The sequence below is a fragment of the Stenotrophomonas sp. FW305-C-20-S1 genome, assembly GCF_058783335.1.
Genome location: NZ_JBYTEK010000021.1, coordinates 13,045 through 32,503, shown reverse-complemented (window position 1 = coordinate 32,503; position 19,459 = coordinate 13,045). Strand labels below are relative to the sequence as shown.

Below are 19,459 nucleotides of genomic sequence, written 5' to 3'. Positions count from 1 at the left end.
CCCCACAGCAAAGGACACTGCATGAAACTCATGGTCATCGGCGCCAGCAAAGGTCTTGGCCGCGCCTTCGTGGAAGGCCTCTGCCGGCCCGGCGATACCGTCATCGGCGTATCGCGCACACGCCCCACGCAGCTGGACTGCAGCGAGGGCGTCGACCTGCACTGGATTGAAGCAGACCTGAGCCAGCCGGTACGGGCCGCTGCCAGCATCGCAGCGCAGGCGCCGTCGGATCTCGATGTGCTCATCCATAACCTTGGCATCTGGGAGGAGACCGCATTCAGTGACGACTACGATTTCCTCAACGAAAGTGACAGCGCGCTGGCGCAGCTGGTGGACGTCAACATCACCGCCACCCTGCTGCTGCTCAAGCAGCTGCTGCCGCGCGTGCTCGGCGGGCGCCGCCCGCAACTGGTGTTGACCGGCTCGACCTCGGCGCTGCCGCGCAGTGGCCGCCCCGAGGTGGCCTTCGGCGCGTCCAAGTTCGCGCTCAACGGGATTGCCGATGCCCTGCGCGAAGGCTTCCGCCAGCAGCGGCTGGCCGTGACGACGCTGCAGCTGGGCTACCTCAATACCGAAGATGCACTGTCGGTGCCGCTGCAGCAGGCGGCCGCACGCGGCAATGGCGAGTACGTGCCGGTGCACGACGTGGTGTCGATGGTGCACGCCCTGCTGCAGCTGTCACCGTCCAGCTTCGTGCGCGAGCTGGTGCTGCCCGCCATCGCCGATCCGCGTTACTAGACCAGCGCTCAGCACACACTGGCAGCCCCGGTTTGGCCGTACACGCGGCCGTGGTTTACTCTGCGTCTACTGGCAGTTGGCCGCACACAGGACCGGCTATGGCTATCGATGCGCTATCGAGGCTCTCGACCCGGGTTCTGGACAGCGCCCTGCCCAGCCTGCCGCTGTACCTGCTGCAGGCCACTGCGGTGATCGGCATGATCGGCGTGTTCCTGATCGCCACCCGCCGCGGCGGCCATGCCATGGAAGGACGCCGCGTCTACATCGGCGCGATCCTCGGCCTGATCTACCTGTTCAATTCATGGTTCGTGGCCGGCTACGCGCAGGGCGTGGTCAAGCTCAACCTCGGCATCGACATCCTGCTGATCAGCGGTCTGCTGGGCGGCTGGCGCGGCGGCGTGACCTGCCTGCTGGCCAGCCTGCTGGCGCGCTACCAGTTCTCCGGCACGCAGTATTTCCTGCCCGCCAGCCTGGAAGCGGCGCTGCAGGTGCTGGCAGGCATCTGGCTGCGCGGGCGGATATACCCGCGCATGCTCACCCACTTCTCGCTGCGGTTGATCCTGCAGGCCTGGGCGGTGCGCATCGCAGTGACCTTGATCGGGCTGGTGTTGGGCGTGGCGATCATCGGCAGCGCGCAGCTGCCCCTGCTGGAACTGGCCACCCAGCGCGTGCTGGCCCTGCCGGTGTCACTGCTGGTGCTGGTGGCCGTATTCGCGCTGGTCTACAACGATGCGCAGATCGATGCCCAGCGCCAACGCGAACATGCGTGGATGCGCATCGACCCGGTGAGCGGCCTGCCCAACCTGCGCGCCCTCGACGAGCGTCTGCAGCGTCATTGGCGCAGCAGCGAAGACCGCGGCAATGCGTGCCTGATCGTGACCGAGATGGGCAACCTGCAGGACCTGCTGCTGCGCTATGGCCCGCTCAATGACAGCGGCCTGTGGAACCCGCACAACGCCGAGGCCGTGCGTCGCACCCTGCTGCATGCGCGACCGACCGATGCGATGGAGATCTATCAGTTCGGTGACAGCGCGCTCGCGATCCTGCTGCCGGACGCTAGCCTTGCCGATCTCCGCGCCGATACCGAACTGCCTGCGTTGGCCGACCGCCTGTCCACGGTGATCGGCGATGACTGGCCGGGCTTCCGCCCGGTGTTCCGCTGCGCGGTGGTCGAGCTGCAGCCGCCCACGCAGGACGACAGCTCCATCCCGTTCCGCGCGGTCACCCTGGCCTTGAACGCGATCGAGTCCGGTGTGGTGTTCTTCGATGATCCTATCCAGCGCGACAGCGAAGTGGATGCCCTGATCGAGACCGCGCTGGACCACTGGCTGCAGCACGCCGATGCACCACTGTACTACCAGCCCAAGTTCCGCCTGCAGGACCGCCACCTGGTCGGCGCCGAGGCGCTGCTGCGGATGCGCGATGGCGATGGCCACCTGATTGCACCGATGCGGGTGGTTTCGCTGCTGCGCCGTCGCGGACGCCTTGCCGAACTGGAATGGGCCACGCTGCAGGCGGCCACCGCCTTCCTTGGCCACTGCAGGGATGACGGGCATACGCTGACGATCGCAGTGAACGTGTCCGCCGAATCGCTGCGCCAACCCGGCTTCGGCGCACGCCTGTGCACCTTGCTGGAGCAGCAACGCATACCCGGCGCGATGCTGCGGCTGGAGATCGTCGAGTGGACCGAAATCGTCGAGCGCGACGTTGTCGATGCCAACGTCGTCGTCCTGCTGGCCGCTGGCATGAGCCTGTCACTGGACGACTTCGGCGCCGGCTATTCGACCCTGATCCTGCTGTCGCAGCTGTCGGTGGCCGAGGTCAAGATCGAGCGGGCATTGATCGCCACGTTGTCCGATGCCAAGTCGCAGTCCATCGTCCGCTTCATCGTGGAAGTAGCCCACCGCTGCGGTGCCATCGTCGTTGCCGAAGGCACCGAGACCCCGGCGCAGGAGCAGCTGCTGCGTGCGCTGGGGGTGGATGTGGGCCAGGGCTATCTGTATGCACGGGCCCTGCCACCGGAGCAGTTCCGGCAGCTGGCCTGAGCGGCCTTCAGGCCAGCCGCATCGACAGCTCCACATCGTCGGCGAAGGGCACGGACAGATAGCCTGCATTGCCCGAGCGCATGCGCTGCTGGTAGCGCGGGCTGTCGTCGGCGTTGTCGGCGATCACCACTGCGCCCGGGCGCAGCCGCTCGTGCAGCAGCTCCAGCACATCGTCGTACAGCACCTTGGCACCATCGAGCAGCACCAGATCGATCGTATCGGGCAGGTCCACCGCCAGGGTCTCCAGTGCGTCGCCCACGCGGATCTCGACCAGATCGTCCAGGCCCGCTTCACGCAGGTGGCCGGCGGCACGGCGCGCCTTCTCCGGTTCGAACTCGGTGGTGATCAGGCGGCCGCCGCCGTTGTCACGCAACGCCGCAGCCAGATGGATGCTGGAGATGCCGAACGACGTACCGAACTCAACGATGCTGCGCGCGCCACTGCTGCGCGCCAGCAGGTACAGCAGGCGGCCGGTTTCCGGCGACACCGGCAGCCACAGGTCCTTCAGCAGCTCGCCATACAGGCGCCGGTATTCGGTGCGGCTGCCCAGCAGGCGCTGCCGCTCTTCGGGGGAGACGGAGGTCAAGGCCGGGCTGAGCGCGCTGTCGGCTTCGGTGAACAGGCGTGCCAGCAGGGGCGCGACCGGGGTTGAGATCAGGGTGGACATGGGCGGGTGTTCCTTGCGATGACGGGGTTAGAATGCGAATGATTCGTCGCAATCAAGAATACGGACGATCCCCGGCTCCGCCTATTCGCATTGGAAAAGCCCCATGTCCGAACGTCGTCCGCCGCAGATTTCCTCGAGAAAACAGCCTCGCCAGTCACGATCGAACGACCTGGTCGCGGCCATTCTCGAAGCCGCTGCTCAGGTTCTGAAGCACGAAGGCGCCCCCCGGTTCACCACCGCGCGGGTGGCCGAACGCGCCGGTGTCAGCGTCGGTTCGCTGTACCAGTACTTTCCCAACAAGGCGGCAATCCTGTTCCGCCTGCAGCGCGACGAGTGGCAGCAGACCGGCGCGATGCTGCGCGACATCCTGCAGGACACACGACAACCGCACCTGCAGCGCCTGCGCACGTTGGTGCATGCCTTCATCGTGTCGGAATGCGAAGAAGCGCAGACCCGTGGCGCGTTGAACGATGCCGCGCCGCTGTACCGCGATGCGCCGGAAGCGCAGGAAGCACGCAGCGAGACCGACGAAGCGATGCTCGTGTTCATGGCCGAGCTGCTGCCGCAGGCCTCGGCGGGCACGCGCCAGCTGGCGGTGGATCTGATCGATACCACGCTGGGTGCCACCGGTCGCGAATTTTCCAGTGAACCGCGCACTGCCGCCGAGATGCGCGTCTATGCCGATGCGGTCGCGGATATGTTCTGCGCCTATCTCAGGCAGCTGGGCGCGCACTGACGTGCGGCCGCCGGCTTACACCGCGTAGAAGCCCAGGAACATCGCCACCGCCGACTCGGCCACGCGCGTGCGTTCGGCCTGCGCCAGCGGCGCCTGGCCCATCGTCACCTGCGGCCAGAACGCGAAGCTCTTCACCAGGCCCTGCAGCTGATGGCCGGCGAATTCCGGATCGACCTGGCGCAGCCGCCCATCGGCAATCGCCGCACGGATCCATGCGCTGACGCCGCTCTCCTTCTCGCCCATGCGGCAGACGATCGCCTGCGCGCGCTCGGGTGAATGGATGATCTCGGCCATCGCCACCCGCGCCAGATCGATGAAGTTGGCATCACCCAGCAGGTCCAGCTTCTGCCGCAGCAGCTGCAGCAGCTGCACATCCAGCGGCTGGTCGGCGCGGTACGGCAGCTCGACGCTGGCCACGCTGCTCTGCCACAGCTCTTCCAGGATCAGCGCGAACAGTTCTTCCTTGCTCGGGAAGTGGTTGTAGACGGTGCGCTTGGAGACACCAGCCACCGCCGCGATGCGGTCCATGCTGGTCGCCTCGTAGCCGGCCGAACGGAACTCTTCCACCGCCGCGCGGACGATGGCCTCGCGCTTGCGGTCGGTAAGGCGTTGCGGGGTACGGGGCATGGCGGAACCAGACAGCTGAACGGATGCCACCATTTTACACCCAGCAGTGTACTTTCTGAAATCCGGAAACTACACTGTGCAGTGTACCCTGCGGACGTCACCCATGAAGCGCCTGCTCCTTGTCCTCCTGCTCGGAATCCTCGCCGTGACCGCTTATACCTTCTGCAAATCCTGGTCCCTCCCTGACTTCCCCGATTCGCCGCAGTACCGCGAAGGCAAGTTCCGCAATGCCCTGCCGAAACCGGCAATGGGCCTGCGTGATGGCCTGGAGATCTGGTGGACCTTCCTGTTCAACAAGCCCAAGGGCACCGTGCCCGACCACCCCATCCCGGTGCAGGCGCTGGACCGCGCCACCCTGGACGCGGCGCCCGACCGCAGCCTGTTCCGCCTGGGGCATTCGACGATCCTGCTGAAGCTGCGCGGCCAGTACTGGCTGACCGATCCGGTCTTCTCCGAACGCGCCTCACCGGTGCAATGGATGGGCCCGGCGCGCTTCCATGCGCCGCCGATCAGCATCGACGAACTGCCGCCGATCGCCGGTGTCATCCTCTCGCACAACCACTACGACCACCTCGACCACGCGGCGGTAATGAAGCTGGCTGGCAAGACCGCGCGCTTCATCGCACCGCTGGGTGTAGGCGACCAGCTGATCGCCTGGGGCGTGGATGCGGCCAAGGTCGAACAACTGGACTGGTGGCAGTCCACAGAAGCCGCTGGCCTGCGCCTGACCGCAACCCCCGGCCAGCATTTCTCCGGCCGCGGCCTGGGTGACAGCGATCGCAGCCTGTGGGCATCGTGGGTGATCCAGGACGGCGACTTCCGCATCTTCTTCAGCGGCGACACCGGCTACTTCGACGGCTTCAAGGCCATCGGCGAGAAGTACGGTCCGTTCGACCTGACGATGATCGAAACCGGTGCCTACGATCAACGCTGGGCATTCGTGCACATGCAGCCCGAACAGACCCTGCAGGCGCACCTGGACCTGCGTGGCAAGTGGCTGCTGCCGATCCACAACGGCACCTTCGACCTGGCCCTGCACGAGTGGCAGCAACCGTTCGAACGCATCAGCGCATTGGCTGCCGCAAAGAACGTGCCGGTGGCCACGCCGATGATGGGCGAGGCACTGGACATGCAATCACCGACCGCTGGTACGCGCTGGTGGGAGCGTGTGCAACTGTAACGGCCTGTCGCGCAGCGACCCTCAGCCGGGATGCTGAACCAGCCGTTCCTGCTCCTTCGCCACATTGATCTGCAGCGCCGCAGCAGCGAGCTCCGCCAGCTCGCTGCTGACCTTCTGGCTGCCGCGCGCCTGCATCCACGAAAGAATATCGGCCAGATGCCAGATCGACGCGCTCCCTTCGTGCACCGGTGCCGGAAACGTCTGCGGGTGCGCGAGCAGCAACTTGCGCATGTTCTGCCGTGACATGCCCAGCAGATCAGCGACATCCGTCAGCCCAACCAGATCGGGACTGACTTCGATCAGCTCTGCATCGGGTACGGCACGCTGGACGTCTCCCAGCGCGGAGCGCATCGCCTCAGCGGCACTGCTCGCCTCACGACAGAATTCCAGCGCCAGCCTTGCCGGGCTCCCTACGCCCAACAGTGCATCTCCACATCCCGCATCGAGCAGGTGCCGTTCGAGGACGCCAGGATCACCCGAGGTATCGGGCAGGCGGTATCTCAGGGTGAAGTTGAATTCCGTCTTCAAAGGACCTGCGTCTCCCTGAGTCAGCAAGGGCGGCTACCGCGAGCGCCGCCAGACTGCCGAACCTACAGAATCTCCGTCGCGTTTCCAGAGGCGAATGCGCCACTCACAGTTCGAGGTGAACTCCCAACCCTGCCTCACCCTCGGCCAACTCAGGCCGCAGGCTCAGTGCAGGGATCAGATAATCACCGCCGTTCTGCCGCCGGTAGGCAATCACCGGATCGCTCGCCAGCCCATCCAGCCGCGCGCCCAGCCCCTCCAGCACGCCAGGCAACGACGCCTCATCGATACGGCTGCTGCGGTAGATCACATGCGCGGGCAGCACGTCAAAGCCGGGATAGAACAGGATGCCGTGCTGGATCGGGAACAGCACATCGTCGATCGGCCCATTGATGCCGCGCGGACCGTAATGCGACTCCCAGCCACCGGTGGTGACCACCAGCATCGCGCGCTTGCCGGACATCGCGCCCTCGCCATAGCGGTCGCCCCAATGCCGATCGGAATGTTCGCCCACGCCATAGGCAAAACCATAGGCGTACACGCGATCCACCCAACCCTTCAGGATGGCCGGCATCGAGAACCACCACAGCGGGAACTGCAGGATCACCGCGTCGGCCCAGCGCAGTTTTTCCTGCTCGGCGGCGATGTCGGCGCTCTGCCGGCCCGTCCTGAAGGCGTCGCGCGAATCCAGTGACGCGTGGAACGGCACCGAAGGATCCCGCCCGGGGTGATCGTCGGCATCGATCTGCGCCTTCCATTGCATGGCATGCAGGTCGGACACCTGCACGGTGTGGCCGGCGCGTTGCAGGTGCTCGACGGTGAAGGCCTTCAGGCTGCCATTGAGCGAGGTGGGTTCGGGGTGGGCGTAGACAAGCAGAACGTTCATGGTGGCACCAGGGAGGGAATGCCGGCCATGTTGGGTGCCGCCACGCTATAGTTGAAATGAATTCCTGCAATCCCCGGCATTGCCATGGACAATACCCTGCGTCGCATCGACCTCAACCTGCTGGTAACCCTGCAGGCCTTGCTGGAAGAGCAGAACGTCACCCGCGCGGCCGAACGCCTGCATCTGGCCCAGCCCACGGTCAGCGTGCAGCTGGCGCGCCTGCGCCACCTGTTCGATGATCCGTTGCTGCTGCCGGGGCCACGCGGCATGCGTGCCACCGCACGTGCCGATGCGCTGCGCGAACCATTGGCCGACGCACTGGCTGCACTGCAGCGTGCGGTCGCACCGGTGCAGGCGTTCGATCCGGCCCAGGCCACGCAGACCTGGCGGATCATGGCGTCGGACTTTGGCGAAACCACGATCGTCCTGCCGGCATTGGCCGACCTGCGCGTGCGCGCACCCGGCACGCGCCTGGCCGTGGTCAGCCTGGCGCCGGCGCAGATGGTGGCGCAGAGCGAACGCGGCGAGATCGATCTCGCCCTCCACATCACCTCCGACGCGCCTGCCTCCCTGCACCATCGTCCGCTGTTCCAGGAACGCTACGTGCTGGCCGGGCGTCGCGACCATCCACGACTGAAGCGGCGGCCGACGCTCAAGCAGTTCTGCGCGCTGGACCACGTGATCGTGTCACCGGATGGCGGCGGTTTCCATGGCGGCACCGACAGCGCGTTGGCGCATGTAGGCGCGCGTCGCAACGTGGTGCTGTCGGTGCCGCACTTCCTGTTCCTGCGCAGCGTGCTGCTGCGCACGGACCTGGTGGCGATGATGCCCTCGCGCCTGGTCGCGCAGGACCCGGCGTTGAAGGCGGTTGCCGCGCCCATTGATGTGCCCGGGTTCGAGATGGTGATGCTCTGGCACGAACGCGTGCATCGCGATCCGGCACATCGCTGGCTGCGCGAGCGTATCTGTGCGCATTCATGAAACCTCGTGCCAGGACCCGCCCGGGAAATATTGCGACGCGTCATGTAACCGGTTACATCCCTTGCTAGCGTAGGCCCGCCCGTTCCCGGGCCCTGCCGATGTGAGGCCTTCGCAATGACGTTGTGCGCTGACCGCTGGACCGCTCCCCGCCTGCCGAACCGGCGCCTTGCCGCGGCCCTGCTGCTCGGCCTGTCACTGGCCGCCACCGCCACCGCCACCGCCACCGCCACCGCACAGAACCTGCCACCGCGCGCGCAATGGCAGGCCAGCGCGTCGTCGCAGCAGGTTCCGGCGATGGCGATCAGCCACCTGATCGACAACGATCCCAAGACGGTGACCGGCGGCGCGTTCAGCCCCGGCCACTGGTTCCAGGTCGATCTCGGCAAGCCTGCGATGCTGGCCGGTGCCCGCCTCACCTGGGATGTCTCCAACCCCGAAGGCTATTCGCTGCAGACCTCGCTCGACGGCAAGCAGTGGCAGAGCGCCTACGTGATGGGCGATTCGCTGGGTGGCATCGAGACCCTGTACTTCGCGCCGCGACAGGCCCGCTACCTGCGTCTGGCCAGCCCGCAGCGCACCTCCGACTGGGGCGTATCCATCTTCGAAATGGAACCGCTCGACACCACGCTCAGCGCACGGGTGACCGGGCTGGACGCCCCCCAGTCCGCTGCGCTGTGGCAGGGCGGCGGCACGGTTGCCATCCCCGCAGGCAAAGGCGGCATCCACACGCTCGACATCACCCTGCCCCGCGCCCAGCCCAGCACCGGGCTGGCAGTGGACTGGGCCAACGTGCACGGCGCTGCACGCCTGCAGGCGCAGGACGCACAGGGCCGCTGGCACGAACTGGCGCGCGATGCGCAGGCAGCGACCCGGCAGCAGAGCTGGCTGGCGGCCGACGCGCCACTGGACATCAAGGCACTGCGGCTGACCGTGGAAGGCGATGCACCCCAGGTCAAACGCATCCGCCTGCTCGGCCCGAAGGCGGTGATGACGCCGATGAAGCGCTACCAGATCGCCGCCAGTGGCGCGCAGCGCGCGTTGTTCCCTGCCTCATTGCACATGCAGCAGACCTACTGGACCGCAGTCGGCGTGCATGCGGGCCGGCAGAAATCGATCTTCGACGAATACGGCAACATCGAAGCCTACAAGGGCGCACCGCTGGTGCAGCCGATCTGGCGCAGTGCCGATGGCCGCGCGACCGGTGCCGCCGAACAACCGGTGCAGCACGCACTGCGCGATGGATGGAAGCCGATGCCGTCTGCCACGTGGTCACCGCAGCCCGGGCTGGAACTGCGCAGCGAAGCCTTTGCCATCGAGCGCGACGGGCAACCGGTCACCTTCGTGCGCCATCGCCTGCGCAACACCGGCAGCGCGGCCATCGAAGGCACGCTGACCCTCGCAGTGCGACCGATGCAGATGAACCCGCCGTGGCAGAACGGCGGCCTGTCGCCGATCCGCCAGGTGGCCGTCGAAGGCAACAGCGTGCGCGTCAATGGCCGCACGCTGCTGGAGTCACTCAGCGCAGTGGATGCCGCTGGCACCGCCCCCTTCGGCAACGAAGGTGACACCGAGATCACCACGGCCATCGCCAGCGGAAAACTGCCTGCCGCACAGCAGTCCAGCGATGCCGCAGGCCTGGCAGCGGCGGCGTTGAGCTACCGCGTCACCCTGGCCCCCGGTGCCAGCGATGCGGTGGTGGTGGTCTTCCCGCTCGGTACTGCCACCGCCGATGCCAATGGCGCGCTGCCGGAAGCACCGGCCCTCAACCTCGCCTCGCTGCCGCGCGACGGCGACAAGGCGTTCGACACGCTGGCCAGCCGCGCCTCCGCTGATTGGCAGGCGCGGCTGGGCCAGGTCGGCCTGCGCCTGCCCGACCCTTCGCTGGTGGACATGCTGCGCGCACAGGCCGCCTACATGCTGATCAACCAGACCGGCCCGGCCATGCAGCCCGGTCCGCGCAACTACAACCGCTCCTTCATCCGCGATGGCATGGCCACCTCGGCCGTGCTGCTGCGCATGGGTGAAGCGAAAGTGGCACGCGACTACCTGGCCTGGTACAGCGAACACGGCGTGCACGGCAATGGCCTGGTGTCGCCCATCCTCAACGACGATGGCAGCGTCAATACCGGCTTCGGCTCGGACATCGAGTACGACAGCCAGGGCCAGTACGTCACCCTCGTTGCCGACGTCGCCCGGCTCGATGGCGGGCCGGAAAGCGTGCGTGCCTACCTGCCCAAGGTGAAGGCCGCGCTGCGCTTCCTGCAGGAACTGCGCGAACGCACGCTGGTGCCGGGCTACATGGCTGACCAGCCCTCGCCGGAGCGCTTCGCCGGCATCCTTGCGCCGTCGATCAGCCACGAAGGCTACCCCTCACCCACCCACAGCTACTGGGACGACTACTGGGGCCTGAAGGGCTGGCATGACGGCGCGTGGTTGGCCGAATCGCTGGGCGACCACGAAACCGCCACGTGGGCGCGCGAACAGTACAAGGCGCTGTATGACGCACTGCACGCCTCGATCCGCGCGACGATGGCGTGGAAGGGCATCGACTTCATTCCATCATCGGCCGACCTCGGCGATGGCGACCCGACCGGTGTATCGATCGCGCTGGATCCCACCGGTGCGCAGAGCGTGCTGCCGGCCGAGGCCCTGCGCACCACCTTTGCCCGCTACCTGGACGATGTGCGCAAGCGCAACCAGCCTGGTGCGCTGTATGCCTACACGCCGTATGAAATCCGCAACGTGCTGAGCTACGTGCACCTGGGCCAGCCCGAAGCGGCCGACGAGCTGCTGCAGGGCCTGCTGCACGATCGCAGGCCGCTGGAATGGCAGGTGCTGGCCGAGGTCGTGCACTCGCGGTTGCGCTTCCCACGCTATCTGGGCGACATGCCGCACACCTGGATCGGCGCCGAATACGGCCGCACCCTGTTCGGCATGCTGATGCGCGAGGACGACGATGCGTTGTCGCTGCTGCCGGGTACGCCCCCTTCGTGGGTCGCTGGCGAGGGCCTGGCCGTGGAACGCTTGCCCACTGCCTATGGCACCCTGCAGATGCAGGCGCGGCAGCGCAACGGCAACCTGACCGTGTCGCTCGGCAAGGGGCTGCGCAAGGGCACGCCGGTACGCGTATGGTGGCCCAGCCGTACCCTGCCCAAGGACGTGCGCGTGGATGGGCGATCGGTACGGAACTTCGACAAGGACGGCGTGCTGCTCGATGGCCCGTTCCGAACCTTGGAGGCACGTTGGCAGTAATGCCGATGCAGGAACCGAAGTGATCGAACTTCTACTCGATGGCAGCCCTGTCGCCGCCGCTACCGACGATCAGCTGGCCAGCGCACTGGAGCTGGCCGCATCCATGCCCCAGTTCGAGCTGTGGGCATCGGTGCCCGACGGTCCATCGCTGTGCATGCTGCGCAATGCGGAGCATGCATGGCTGATGTACCTGCGCGAGCCCGGCGACGACGGCCTCCATTCCTGCGGAAACGAACACCGCGCCGGCAACGCCTATTTCCGCCTCGACAATGGCCAGGTGGATGGCTATCCCCTGGCGTGGTGCATCGGCATCGAGGCGTGCTTCGCCGCGATCAGTTTCTTTCACGGCAATGGAGGCGCCCGCCTGGAACACATCGATTGGCAGCCCTGACCCCGGTAGAGGCCGACCTTGGTCGGCATGCCCCGCCTCGCATTCCGGTGGGTGCCAACCGTTGGTTGGCACGCCCTCCGGTAGATGCCGACCTTGGTCGGCACGCCTTCCGTCGAGCAAGCGCGACGCCTACCAAGCGGCATCGCTAGAACCCTGGCAACCCCGGCGGATTGGTCTGCGACTGCGGCACCGCTTCTTCGGCCACATTCCAGCGCGCCAGCACCTTTGCGTAGGTACCGCTGCTGATCTGGGTGTTCAATGCCTGGGTCACCGCATCGGCCAGGCCACTGCCCTTGCGGGTGGTCACCGAAATCGCCGCTGCGTCCGGCCAGCCACCCGGGAACAGGCCGACCCGGCGCACCTTGCCATCACGCGCCGAATAGGCGCCGGTGGCATTCGGCTCGAACGACACGTCGGCGCGGCCTGTGATCACTGCCAACCGCCCGATCACCGCATCATCGAAGTACTGGTACTCCACCGGTTTCAGGCCTGCGGCGATGTTCTGCTTGTCCCATTGGCGCAGGATCTGGTCCTGGTTGGTGCTGGCCCCCACCACCACTTTCAGCCCCGCAATGTCGGCCGGTGTGGCGATCTTCTGGATCGGGCCATCGGTGCGGGTGTAGATGCCCAGCAGGTCGAAACGATAGCTGGAGAAATCGAACTTCTTCTTGCGTTCTTCAGTGACCGTCACGTTCGACAGCACCGCATCGTACTTGCCCGATTCCAGCCCCAGCGGCCAGTCGGCCCAGGCCACCGGCACCACCACCAGCTTCAGGCCCAGGCCATCGGCGATCAACCGTGCGATGTCCGGCTCCACGCCCACCACTTCCTTGCTGTCGGCACCGTAGTCGGCCAACGGCAGCTGGCCGGGATGGGTGGCGATGGTGAACGCGCCCGGGGTGACGAAGCGATAGCCGGCCGGAATCAGCGCCTGCGCCTTCGGATCGGGCGTGCCCTTCAGTATCTGCGCGTTGCTGGCCGCCAGCGAGGTCGCCGCAACGGGCACGCCGTCGGGGCCCTGGCGCACGCGCGAATAGACGATGCCGGCAATGCCGATGACCAGCACACCGATGATCAACAGGGTGCTGCGTGCGGGACGTCGCTGCGATGCTGGGCTCATGGCGGTTCTCGAAAGGGAGTTACAGGGTCTTGGCCAGGAAGTCGGCCGTGCGTTGCTGGCGCGGGTGTTCAAACAGCGCGTCCGGCGTGCCCTGCTCGATCACCCGGCCCTGGTCCATCATCACCACGTGGTCGGCCACGCGGCGGGCGAAGCCCAGTTCGTGGGTGACGATCACCAGCGTGGTGCCGGAACTGGCCAGTTCCTCGATCACGCTCAGCACCTCCGACACCAGCTCCGGGTCCAACGCGGAGGTCGGCTCGTCGAACAGCAGTACCTTCGGCTGCAGGGCCAGCGCGCGGGCGATGGCCACACGCTGCTGCTGGCCGCCAGACAGCTGGCGCGGGAAAGCATCGGCCTTGTCGGCCAGCCCCACCCGCTCCAGCAGGGTGCGTGCCTGCTGCTCGGCCTGGGCGCGCGAAATGCCGCGCACCGCGATTGGCGCTTCGATGATGTTCTCCAGTGCGGTCATGTGCGGGAACAGGTTGAAGCCCTGGAACACCATGCCGACTTCCGCGCGGCGACGGCGGATCTCACCTTCCGGCAGCTCGTACAGGGTGTCGCCGTCGCGGCGGTAACCGATCAGCTGGCCGCCCACGGTGACGAAGCCGCTGTCAGCGCGTTCAAGATGATTGATCAGCCGCAGCAGCGTGGACTTGCCCGCACCGGACGGACCAATCAGTACGGTCACGCTGCCGGCCCTCAGTTCCAGATGCACGTCATCAAGCACCGTCTGCTCGCCGAAGGCCTTGCCCACGCCCTGCAGGGACACAGCCGCGCCCGTTCCGGCCTCGATCGGCACGGCAAATGCCGCCCGGCTGGGCACGCGTGCAGCGGTCGCCGCCCGCGGTGCTGCAGACGATACCCGCGACACGTTGCGCTCGTGCTGCAGCTGGCCGCGGGCAAAGCGCTGCTCCACCCGCCGCTGCAGCAGCGAAAGCACCGTCAGGATCACCAGGTACCAGACCGTGGCCACCATCAGCAGCGGCACCACCTCCAGGTTGCGCCGGTAGATCACCTGCACGGTGTAGAACAGCTCCGGCAACGCCAGCACGTAGACCACCGAGGTGCTCTTGGCCAGGCCGATCACATCATTGAACGCTGCAGGCAGGATCGAACGCATCGCCTGCGGCAGGATGATGCGGCGCACCTGGCGCCCACGCGGCAGGCCCAACGCTGCGGCCGCCTCGTACTGGCCGTGGTCGACCGACAGGATGCCACCACGGATCACCTCGGCCGAGAACGCCGCCTGGTTCAAGGTGAGGCCGAGCACGGCGGCAGTGAACACGCCGATCAGCTGCGTGGTCGGGTACGAGAACAGGCTGATGCCGGTGAATGGAACGCCCAGTTCGATGGTGCTGTACAGGTAACCCAGGTTGTTCAGCAGCAGCAACAGCACCAGCAGCGGAATCGAACGGAACAGCCACACGTACCCCCACGACACCGCCGACAACAGCGGTGAACCGGAGACGCGGGCCAAGGCCAGCAAGGTGCCCAGCGCGAAGCCGAGGCCGGTACCGAGTGCGGTCAGCAGCAGCGTTCGCCCCAACCCTTCCAGTACCGGCCGGGCAAAGAACCACTCGGCGAACGTGCCCCAGCCCCAGCGCGGATTGCCCAGCACCGACTGCAGGCCGATCAGGATCAGCGCGAGTGCCAACACCGTGCCGATCACCTGCAGCGGATGCCGCGCCGGCACGATCTTCAGCGCCGTGGCCGGCTGGCGGACAATGCCCTCGATGGCAGTGGAAGGCGTACTCATGCCGCCGCTCCATGCAGTGCGAGGGCGGCTGCGTCGCCCGCCTGTGGCTGTGGCTGTGGCACCAGGTGTTTCTCGAACGGCAGATGCGCGATGGTTTCCGGGTCCGCATCCAGATCGAACAACGCGGTGTAGCCGTGGCTGAGGTACAGGCCGACCGCCTCGGGCTGGCGGAAGCCGGTGGTCAGGAACACACGCCGATAGCCCTGCCGTGCAGCCTGGTCTTCCAGTTCCTGCAGCACGCGCCGGGCGATGCCCTGCCGACGCAGGCCAGGCAGCGTCCAGATGCGTTTGAACTCTGCGGTGTCCTCATCGCGATGCGGCATGAACGCGCCGCCGGAAATCGCCACGCCGTCGCGCAGCAGCAGCACGAACGCACCGACCGGGGCAGCGAAGGCTTCGGCCGGATAGCGCTGCAGTTCCTCGCGGGCACTGCCACCGATACGCCGGCGCACGTCCGCATAGCGGTGGTCGTACTCCTGCTCCAGGCCGTCGAACAACGGACGCGCCAGCGGGTCGTCCACCGAGGTGTACAGGAACCGATCGTTGTCGTACCGCACGCTCATGCCACGTCCTCCACCAGATAGTGCTCGGCCAGACGCGCCCACAGGCTGGCCGCCGGGGCGATGGCCGCGTCGTTGAACACATAGCGCGGGCTGTGCAGCGGCGCGCTGTCGCCGTTGCCGACGAACACGAAGCTGCCCGGCCGTGCCTGCAGCAGGAAGGCGAAGTCCTCGCTGGCGGTACGCGGTGCGAAGGCCTCCACCACCTGCCGCGCACCGAACCCCTGTACCGCCACCTCGCGGATGTAGGCCGTCTGCTCGGGGTGGTTGATCACGCTGGGGAAGCCACGCGGGAATTCGATCTCGGCACGCGCACCGAAGGCAGCGGCGGCCTGCTCGGCAATGTCGGTGACCCGCCGGCGCAGCGTATCGCGCACCTCCGGCAGGTAGGCGCGCACGGTCAGCTTCAGCTCCACCACATCGGGGATGACATTGGCGGCCTGCCCACCGTGGATCGAGCCGACGGTGACCACGCCCATCTGCCGCGGATCGACATTGCGCGACACCACGCTCTGCAGCGCGGTGATGATGTGCGCGGCAGCCAGGATCGGATCGACGCTGCCCTGCGGCTCGGCGCCGTGGCCGCCCTTGCCGATCACCCGTAGACGCGCCCAGTCCACCGAGGCCATCGCCGGTCCGTCGACGAAGCCGAAGTGCCCCACCGGCACGCCCGGCCAGTTGTGCAGGCCATAGATGGCATCGACCGGGAAGCGTTCGAACAGGCCATCGGCGATCATCTTCGAAGCGCCCGAGCCGGTTTCCTCGGCCGGCTGGAACACCAGCTGCAACGTGCCATCGAAACGCCCGTGGTGCGCAAGGTAGTGGGCAGCCGAGAGCAGGATGGCGGTGTGTCCATCGTGGCCGCAGGCGTGCATCAGGCCTTCGCGCTGGCTGGCATAGGCCAGCCCGGATTCTTCATGGATCGGCAGCGCATCGATGTCGGCGCGCAGACCCAACCGGCGACGGCCCTGCCCGCGCTGCAGCGTACCGACCACGCCGGTGCCGCCGATGCCGGTGCTGACCGCGTAGCCCCATTGCTGCAGCAGCTCGGCCACGCGGGCGCTGGTGCGGTGTTCTTCGAAGGCCAGTTCCGGATGCTGATGCAGGTCGTGGCGGATCGCGATGGCCTGTTCGGCACGTGCCGCGATTTCGGGCAGCACGCCAGTTGCCGGCGAATTCCGCCGGGCATGGCCCGGCGCTACCGAAGTGTCTCCGCTCATCGCCTTATCCCACCTTCCGCGCCGGCTCGGCGTCGGTGCTGTAACGGCTTGCCTTGCGTGGCAGGCCCAGGTGGTCGCGCAGGGTCTGTCCTTCCAGCGCACTGCGGTGGTAACCGCGCGCTTCCAGCAGGGGCAGCACCAGCGTTACGAAATCATCCAGGCCTTCGCGCTGCGCGGCGAAGCCGAGGATGAAGCCATCGCTGGCGCCGGCGTCGAACCAGCGGATCAGTTCGTCGGCCACATGTTCCGGCGTGCCGATGAAGTTCGGCCGCGGGCTCACCGCCTGCAGTGCCACCTGGCGCAGGCTCAGGCCCTGCTCGCGCGCATCCTGCTTGATGCGGTCGGTGGTGGAACGGAAGGAGTTGGCGCCGATATCGCCCAGCTCCGGGAACGGCGCATCCGGGTCGTACTGGCTGAAATCATGGTGGTCGAAGAAGCGGCCGAGATACGCCAGGGCATCGTCCAGCCCGGCCAGCGCGGCAATCGCCTGGTACTTGGCCTCGGCGTCCTCCGCCGTGCGGCCGACGATCGGGCCGATGCCCGGGAAGATCTTGACGTCACCGGCGCTGCGGCCATGGGCGATCGCCGAGTTCTTCACCTTCTGGGTGAACGTACGGGTCTCCTCCAACGACGGCGCGTGGGTGAATACCGCATCGGCGTACTTGCCGGCCAGCGCAATGCCATCGTCCGACGATCCGGCCTGGAAGATCACCGGCTGCCCCTGCGGCGAGCGCTGGATGTTGAGCGGGCCTTCCACCTGGAAGAAGCGGCCCTTGTGATCCAGCCGGCGGAACTTCTCCGGCGCGAAGAACGTGCCGCTGTCGCGGTCACGCACGAACGCATCGTCATCCCACGAATCCCACAGCCCCTGCACCACCTCCAGGTACTCATCAGCAATCTGGTAGCGCAGCGCGTGTTCCGGATGCGGACGCCCGTAATTTCGTCCCGAGCCTTCCAGCGGCGAGGTCACCACGTTCCACCCTGCACGGCCACCGCTGAGCAGATCCAGCGAAGCGAACTGGCGCGCCACGGTGAACGGGTCGCTATACGAGGTGGAGAGCGTGCCGGCCAGGCCGATCTTTTTCGTCGCCGTCGCCAGCGCCGACAGCAGCGAGATCGGTTCGAAGCGGTTGAGGAAATGCGGAATCGACTTCTCGTTGATGTACAGCCCATCGGCAACGAAGCCAAAGGCAATGCCGTTATCCTCGGCGGTACGCGCGATGTCGATGTAGTAGCCCAGGTTGACGCTGGCATCGGGCACGTTGGACGGGTGCTTCCACGCATGCATGTGGCTGCCGGGGCCCTGCAGCATGATGCCGAAGGGGATGGGACGCGGGGTCGTGCTCATGGGGTGGCTCCAGCAGTCAGGCCACCGCCGCGCGGGGCGCGGGCGACAGCAGTTCAAGGGACGTCAGGCGTGCGTCGAGGTCGGCCACCGGCGCGTCGAGGATGAATTCACCGACGCCGAAGCGTCGATGCAGCGCATCCAGCTCGCTGCGTACATGCTGTGCATCGCCAGAGAGCACGCTGGGGCGTGTTTCTTCGATGCGGAAATCAGCAACCCCGACCTGCCGTGCGTACTCGGCAGCGGCCTCGGGGCTGGGCAGGTTCACCGTCTGCCCTGGGCCCAGGTGCAGCTTGTAGACCCGCAACGCGCCGATATGGCGGGCGGCGGCCTCGCTGGTGGGCGCGGCGAAGGCCACCGTTGCCAGCAACGGGGCGTGCGCGGACACCGCGCGATAGGCCTCGAAGGCGGCCTCGATGTGCTTCGGGTCGCCATCGAAGTGCGCCGCGTAGACGAAGCGCCAGCCAAGCGCTGCGGCCTGCCGCGCACTCTGTGGACTCGCACCCAGCAGGAAGCGCTCCGGTGGCGTCTGCGGAATCGGCCGCGCCTGCGCGTCTGCCTGCGCATCGGACAGATAGCCTTCCAGGTCGCGCAGCTGCTGGTCGAAATCGGCGAATGCCGGGCGACCGGCGGCCAGTGCGGCAGTCGATGCCGGCAGACCACCCGGCGCCTTGCCCACGCCAAGATCCACGCGTCCGGGCGCAAGGGCGGCCAGCAGATTGAAGCTCTCGGCCACCTTGTAGGGGGCGTAGTGGCGCAGCATCACCCCGCCACTGCCGATGCGGATGCGCCGGGTCTGCGCCAGCACCCACGCCGCCAGTACTTCCGGTGCCGGGCTGGCCAGCGCCGGCGCGGCATGGTGTTCGGCAAACCAGTAGCGGTGGTAACCCAGTTGCTCGGCGCGCTGCGCCAGTTGCAGGCTGTTGCGCAGCGCCTGTTCGGGCGTGCTGCCGTCGGCCACCGGGCTCTTGTCCAACACGCTGGTGAGGTAGCTCATCGTCACGTCCTCGCTCAGGGATGGGCCACGGGAATGCCGAGCAGGCCATTCAGTGCCGCCAGGATCGGCTCGGCACCGGAGATGTACTGGCGCTGCTGGTACTCACCACTGGCGTGCTCGTTGACCACCCCCTGCGGCAGCACCAGCTTCGGCAGCGACTGGTCCTGCTCACCGATCTCGGCGATCACCTCGCGGCGCGGCCGGCTGAAGCCGATGCGGCGCACATCCAGCTGTGCGTCCAGGCCATCGATGCTCGACAGCGCACCTTCCAGCAGCAGGCTGTGCCGGCAGAAGAAGCGTTGGCCGGGCAGCTGGCCGTCCTCGAACTCGCGGTCCAGCAGGAACAGGATGGGTTTGTGGGTTGCGTCTACAGCCACGGGATCGTCCTCGTAGGGGCCGGCAATGCACTGCCGCTTCGATATCGATGCTAGAG

Annotated in this window: 18 protein-coding genes; 7 read left to right on the top strand and 11 right to left on the bottom strand. The window is 67.0% G+C overall.

The window, feature by feature from the left end; translation table 11 throughout:
* Window positions 1-21: 21 nt before the first annotated feature.
* Together AC3WTC_RS12785 and AC3WTC_RS12780 are read left to right on the top strand one after the other, a co-directional pair.
* A complete protein-coding gene (locus tag AC3WTC_RS12785) occupies window positions 22-738 on the top strand; it encodes an SDR family NAD(P)-dependent oxidoreductase (protein WP_492711571.1) in 717 nt (238 codons plus the stop codon).
* A 104-nt stretch (window positions 739-842) separates the two neighbouring features.
* Window positions 843-2,783 (top strand): EAL domain-containing protein, encoded by a 1,941-nt coding sequence (locus tag AC3WTC_RS12780; RefSeq protein WP_492711590.1) that lies wholly within the window; start codon window positions 843-845, stop codon window positions 2,781-2,783.
* A gap of 7 nt (window positions 2,784-2,790) precedes the next feature.
* Here the strand turns inward: AC3WTC_RS12780 and AC3WTC_RS12775 are convergent, their stop codons facing one another.
* Window positions 2,791-3,450, bottom strand: coding sequence for an O-methyltransferase (locus AC3WTC_RS12775; protein WP_032951763.1), 660 nt, complete (start codon window positions 3,448-3,450; stop codon window positions 2,791-2,793).
* 103 nt (window positions 3,451-3,553) lie between these two features.
* Here AC3WTC_RS12775 and AC3WTC_RS12770 point away from each other — a divergent pair, with 103 nt between their 5' ends.
* Entirely contained in the window at window positions 3,554-4,186 is a 633-nt protein-coding gene (locus tag AC3WTC_RS12770) for a TetR/AcrR family transcriptional regulator (protein ID WP_025874904.1), read from the top strand.
* Window positions 4,187-4,201: 15 nt separating this feature from the next.
* Here AC3WTC_RS12770 and AC3WTC_RS12765 read toward each other — a convergent pair whose 3' ends face one another.
* Window positions 4,202-4,813: a TetR/AcrR family transcriptional regulator gene (locus AC3WTC_RS12765; protein WP_032976163.1), complete on the bottom strand. Its 612-nt coding sequence runs from the start codon at window positions 4,811-4,813 to the stop codon at window positions 4,202-4,204.
* A gap of 103 nt (window positions 4,814-4,916) precedes the next feature.
* Here AC3WTC_RS12765 and AC3WTC_RS12760 point away from each other — a divergent pair, with 103 nt between their 5' ends.
* Window positions 4,917-5,993: an MBL fold metallo-hydrolase gene (locus AC3WTC_RS12760; RefSeq protein ID WP_140227073.1), complete on the top strand. Its 1,077-nt coding sequence runs from the start codon at window positions 4,917-4,919 to the stop codon at window positions 5,991-5,993.
* A gap of 21 nt (window positions 5,994-6,014) precedes the next feature.
* Here AC3WTC_RS12760 and AC3WTC_RS12755 read toward each other — a convergent pair whose 3' ends face one another.
* Window positions 6,015-6,521, bottom strand: coding sequence for a helix-turn-helix transcriptional regulator (locus AC3WTC_RS12755; protein WP_100436179.1), 507 nt, complete (start codon window positions 6,519-6,521; stop codon window positions 6,015-6,017).
* A gap of 103 nt (window positions 6,522-6,624) precedes the next feature.
* Complete coding sequence (locus AC3WTC_RS12750; RefSeq protein WP_492711570.1) at window positions 6,625-7,404, bottom strand: NAD(P)H-dependent oxidoreductase; 780 nt, start codon at window positions 7,402-7,404, stop codon at window positions 6,625-6,627.
* Window positions 7,405-7,488: 84 nt separating this feature from the next.
* On the opposite strand from AC3WTC_RS12750, the gene AC3WTC_RS12745 reads away from it, so the two are divergent.
* The 3 genes from AC3WTC_RS12745 (at window position 7,489) to AC3WTC_RS12735 (ending at window position 12,028) form a co-directional block, all read left to right on the top strand.
* Complete coding sequence (locus AC3WTC_RS12745; RefSeq protein ID WP_140226000.1) at window positions 7,489-8,385, top strand: LysR family transcriptional regulator; 897 nt, start codon at window positions 7,489-7,491, stop codon at window positions 8,383-8,385.
* 114 nt (window positions 8,386-8,499) lie between these two features.
* On the top strand, window positions 8,500-11,637 hold the full coding sequence (locus tag AC3WTC_RS12740) for a discoidin domain-containing protein (RefSeq protein WP_492711568.1): 3,138 nt from the start codon (window positions 8,500-8,502) through the stop codon (window positions 11,635-11,637).
* Complete coding sequence (locus tag AC3WTC_RS12735; RefSeq protein WP_492711567.1) at window positions 11,600-12,028, top strand: hypothetical protein; 429 nt, start codon at window positions 11,600-11,602, stop codon at window positions 12,026-12,028. The genes AC3WTC_RS12740 and AC3WTC_RS12735 overlap by 38 nt, the downstream gene beginning before the upstream one ends.
* A 145-nt stretch (window positions 12,029-12,173) precedes the next feature.
* Here the strand turns inward: AC3WTC_RS12735 and AC3WTC_RS12730 are convergent, their stop codons facing one another.
* From AC3WTC_RS12730 to AC3WTC_RS12700, 7 genes are read right to left on the bottom strand one after another with little or no spacing between them, the layout of a single operon-like run.
* A complete protein-coding gene (locus tag AC3WTC_RS12730) occupies window positions 12,174-13,148 on the bottom strand; it encodes an ABC transporter substrate-binding protein (protein WP_033830944.1) in 975 nt (324 codons plus the stop codon).
* 19 nt (window positions 13,149-13,167) lie between these two features.
* The gene (locus AC3WTC_RS12725) at window positions 13,168-14,904 is read right to left on the bottom strand and encodes an amino acid ABC transporter permease/ATP-binding protein (protein WP_099783756.1); all 1,737 of its coding nucleotides are present in this window, start codon (window positions 14,902-14,904) and stop codon (window positions 13,168-13,170) included.
* The gene (locus tag AC3WTC_RS12720) at window positions 14,901-15,467 is read right to left on the bottom strand and encodes a GNAT family N-acetyltransferase (RefSeq protein ID WP_127564564.1); all 567 of its coding nucleotides are present in this window, start codon (window positions 15,465-15,467) and stop codon (window positions 14,901-14,903) included. The genes AC3WTC_RS12725 and AC3WTC_RS12720 overlap by 4 nt, the downstream gene beginning before the upstream one ends.
* Window positions 15,464-16,684 carry a M20 aminoacylase family protein gene (locus AC3WTC_RS12715; RefSeq protein ID WP_492711565.1) on the bottom strand — a complete coding sequence of 407 codons (1,221 nt, stop codon included), beginning with the start codon at window positions 16,682-16,684 and terminating at the stop codon, window positions 15,464-15,466. Before AC3WTC_RS12715 ends, AC3WTC_RS12720 begins: the two co-directional genes overlap by 4 nt.
* A gap of 4 nt (window positions 16,685-16,688) precedes the next feature.
* Window positions 16,689-18,032 carry an LLM class flavin-dependent oxidoreductase gene (locus AC3WTC_RS12710; protein WP_049465722.1) on the bottom strand — a complete coding sequence of 448 codons (1,344 nt, stop codon included), beginning with the start codon at window positions 18,030-18,032 and terminating at the stop codon, window positions 16,689-16,691.
* A 16-nt stretch (window positions 18,033-18,048) separates the two neighbouring features.
* Window positions 18,049-19,026, bottom strand: coding sequence for an MsnO8 family LLM class oxidoreductase (locus AC3WTC_RS12705; protein WP_492711564.1), 978 nt, complete (start codon window positions 19,024-19,026; stop codon window positions 18,049-18,051).
* 14 nt (window positions 19,027-19,040) lie between these two features.
* Window positions 19,041-19,403, bottom strand: coding sequence for a DUF3088 family protein (locus AC3WTC_RS12700; RefSeq protein ID WP_089240600.1), 363 nt, complete (start codon window positions 19,401-19,403; stop codon window positions 19,041-19,043).
* Window positions 19,404-19,459 lie beyond the last annotated feature (56 nt).

Bases quoted from the DNA above. Each gene is read 5' to 3' on its own strand.
- AC3WTC_RS12725 (WP_099783756.1), bottom strand. From the start codon at position 14,904: ATGAGTACGCCTTCCACTGCCATCGAGGGCATTGTCCGCCAGCCGGCC.
- AC3WTC_RS12745 (WP_140226000.1), top strand. From the start codon at position 7,489: ATGGACAATACCCTGCGTCGCATCGACCTCAACCTGCTGGTAACCCTG.
- AC3WTC_RS12705 (WP_492711564.1), bottom strand. From the start codon at position 19,026: ATGAGCTACCTCACCAGCGTGTTGGACAAGAGCCCGGTGGCCGACGGC.
- AC3WTC_RS12730 (WP_033830944.1), bottom strand. From the start codon at position 13,148: ATGAGCCCAGCATCGCAGCGACGTCCCGCACGCAGCACCCTGTTGATC.
- AC3WTC_RS12735 (WP_492711567.1), top strand. From the start codon at position 11,600: ATGGCCCGTTCCGAACCTTGGAGGCACGTTGGCAGTAATGCCGATGCA.
- AC3WTC_RS12765 (WP_032976163.1), bottom strand. From the start codon at position 4,813: ATGCCCCGTACCCCGCAACGCCTTACCGACCGCAAGCGCGAGGCCATC.
- AC3WTC_RS12760 (WP_140227073.1), top strand. From the start codon at position 4,917: ATGAAGCGCCTGCTCCTTGTCCTCCTGCTCGGAATCCTCGCCGTGACC.
- AC3WTC_RS12740 (WP_492711568.1), top strand. From the start codon at position 8,500: ATGACGTTGTGCGCTGACCGCTGGACCGCTCCCCGCCTGCCGAACCGG.
- AC3WTC_RS12775 (WP_032951763.1), bottom strand. From the start codon at position 3,450: ATGTCCACCCTGATCTCAACCCCGGTCGCGCCCCTGCTGGCACGCCTG.
- AC3WTC_RS12715 (WP_492711565.1), bottom strand. From the start codon at position 16,684: ATGAGCGGAGACACTTCGGTAGCGCCGGGCCATGCCCGGCGGAATTCG.
- AC3WTC_RS12750 (WP_492711570.1), bottom strand. From the start codon at position 7,404: ATGAACGTTCTGCTTGTCTACGCCCACCCCGAACCCACCTCGCTCAAT.
- AC3WTC_RS12710 (WP_049465722.1), bottom strand. From the start codon at position 18,032: ATGAGCACGACCCCGCGTCCCATCCCCTTCGGCATCATGCTGCAGGGC.
- AC3WTC_RS12770 (WP_025874904.1), top strand. From the start codon at position 3,554: ATGTCCGAACGTCGTCCGCCGCAGATTTCCTCGAGAAAACAGCCTCGC.
- AC3WTC_RS12720 (WP_127564564.1), bottom strand. From the start codon at position 15,467: ATGAGCGTGCGGTACGACAACGATCGGTTCCTGTACACCTCGGTGGAC.
- AC3WTC_RS12785 (WP_492711571.1), top strand. From the start codon at position 22: ATGAAACTCATGGTCATCGGCGCCAGCAAAGGTCTTGGCCGCGCCTTC.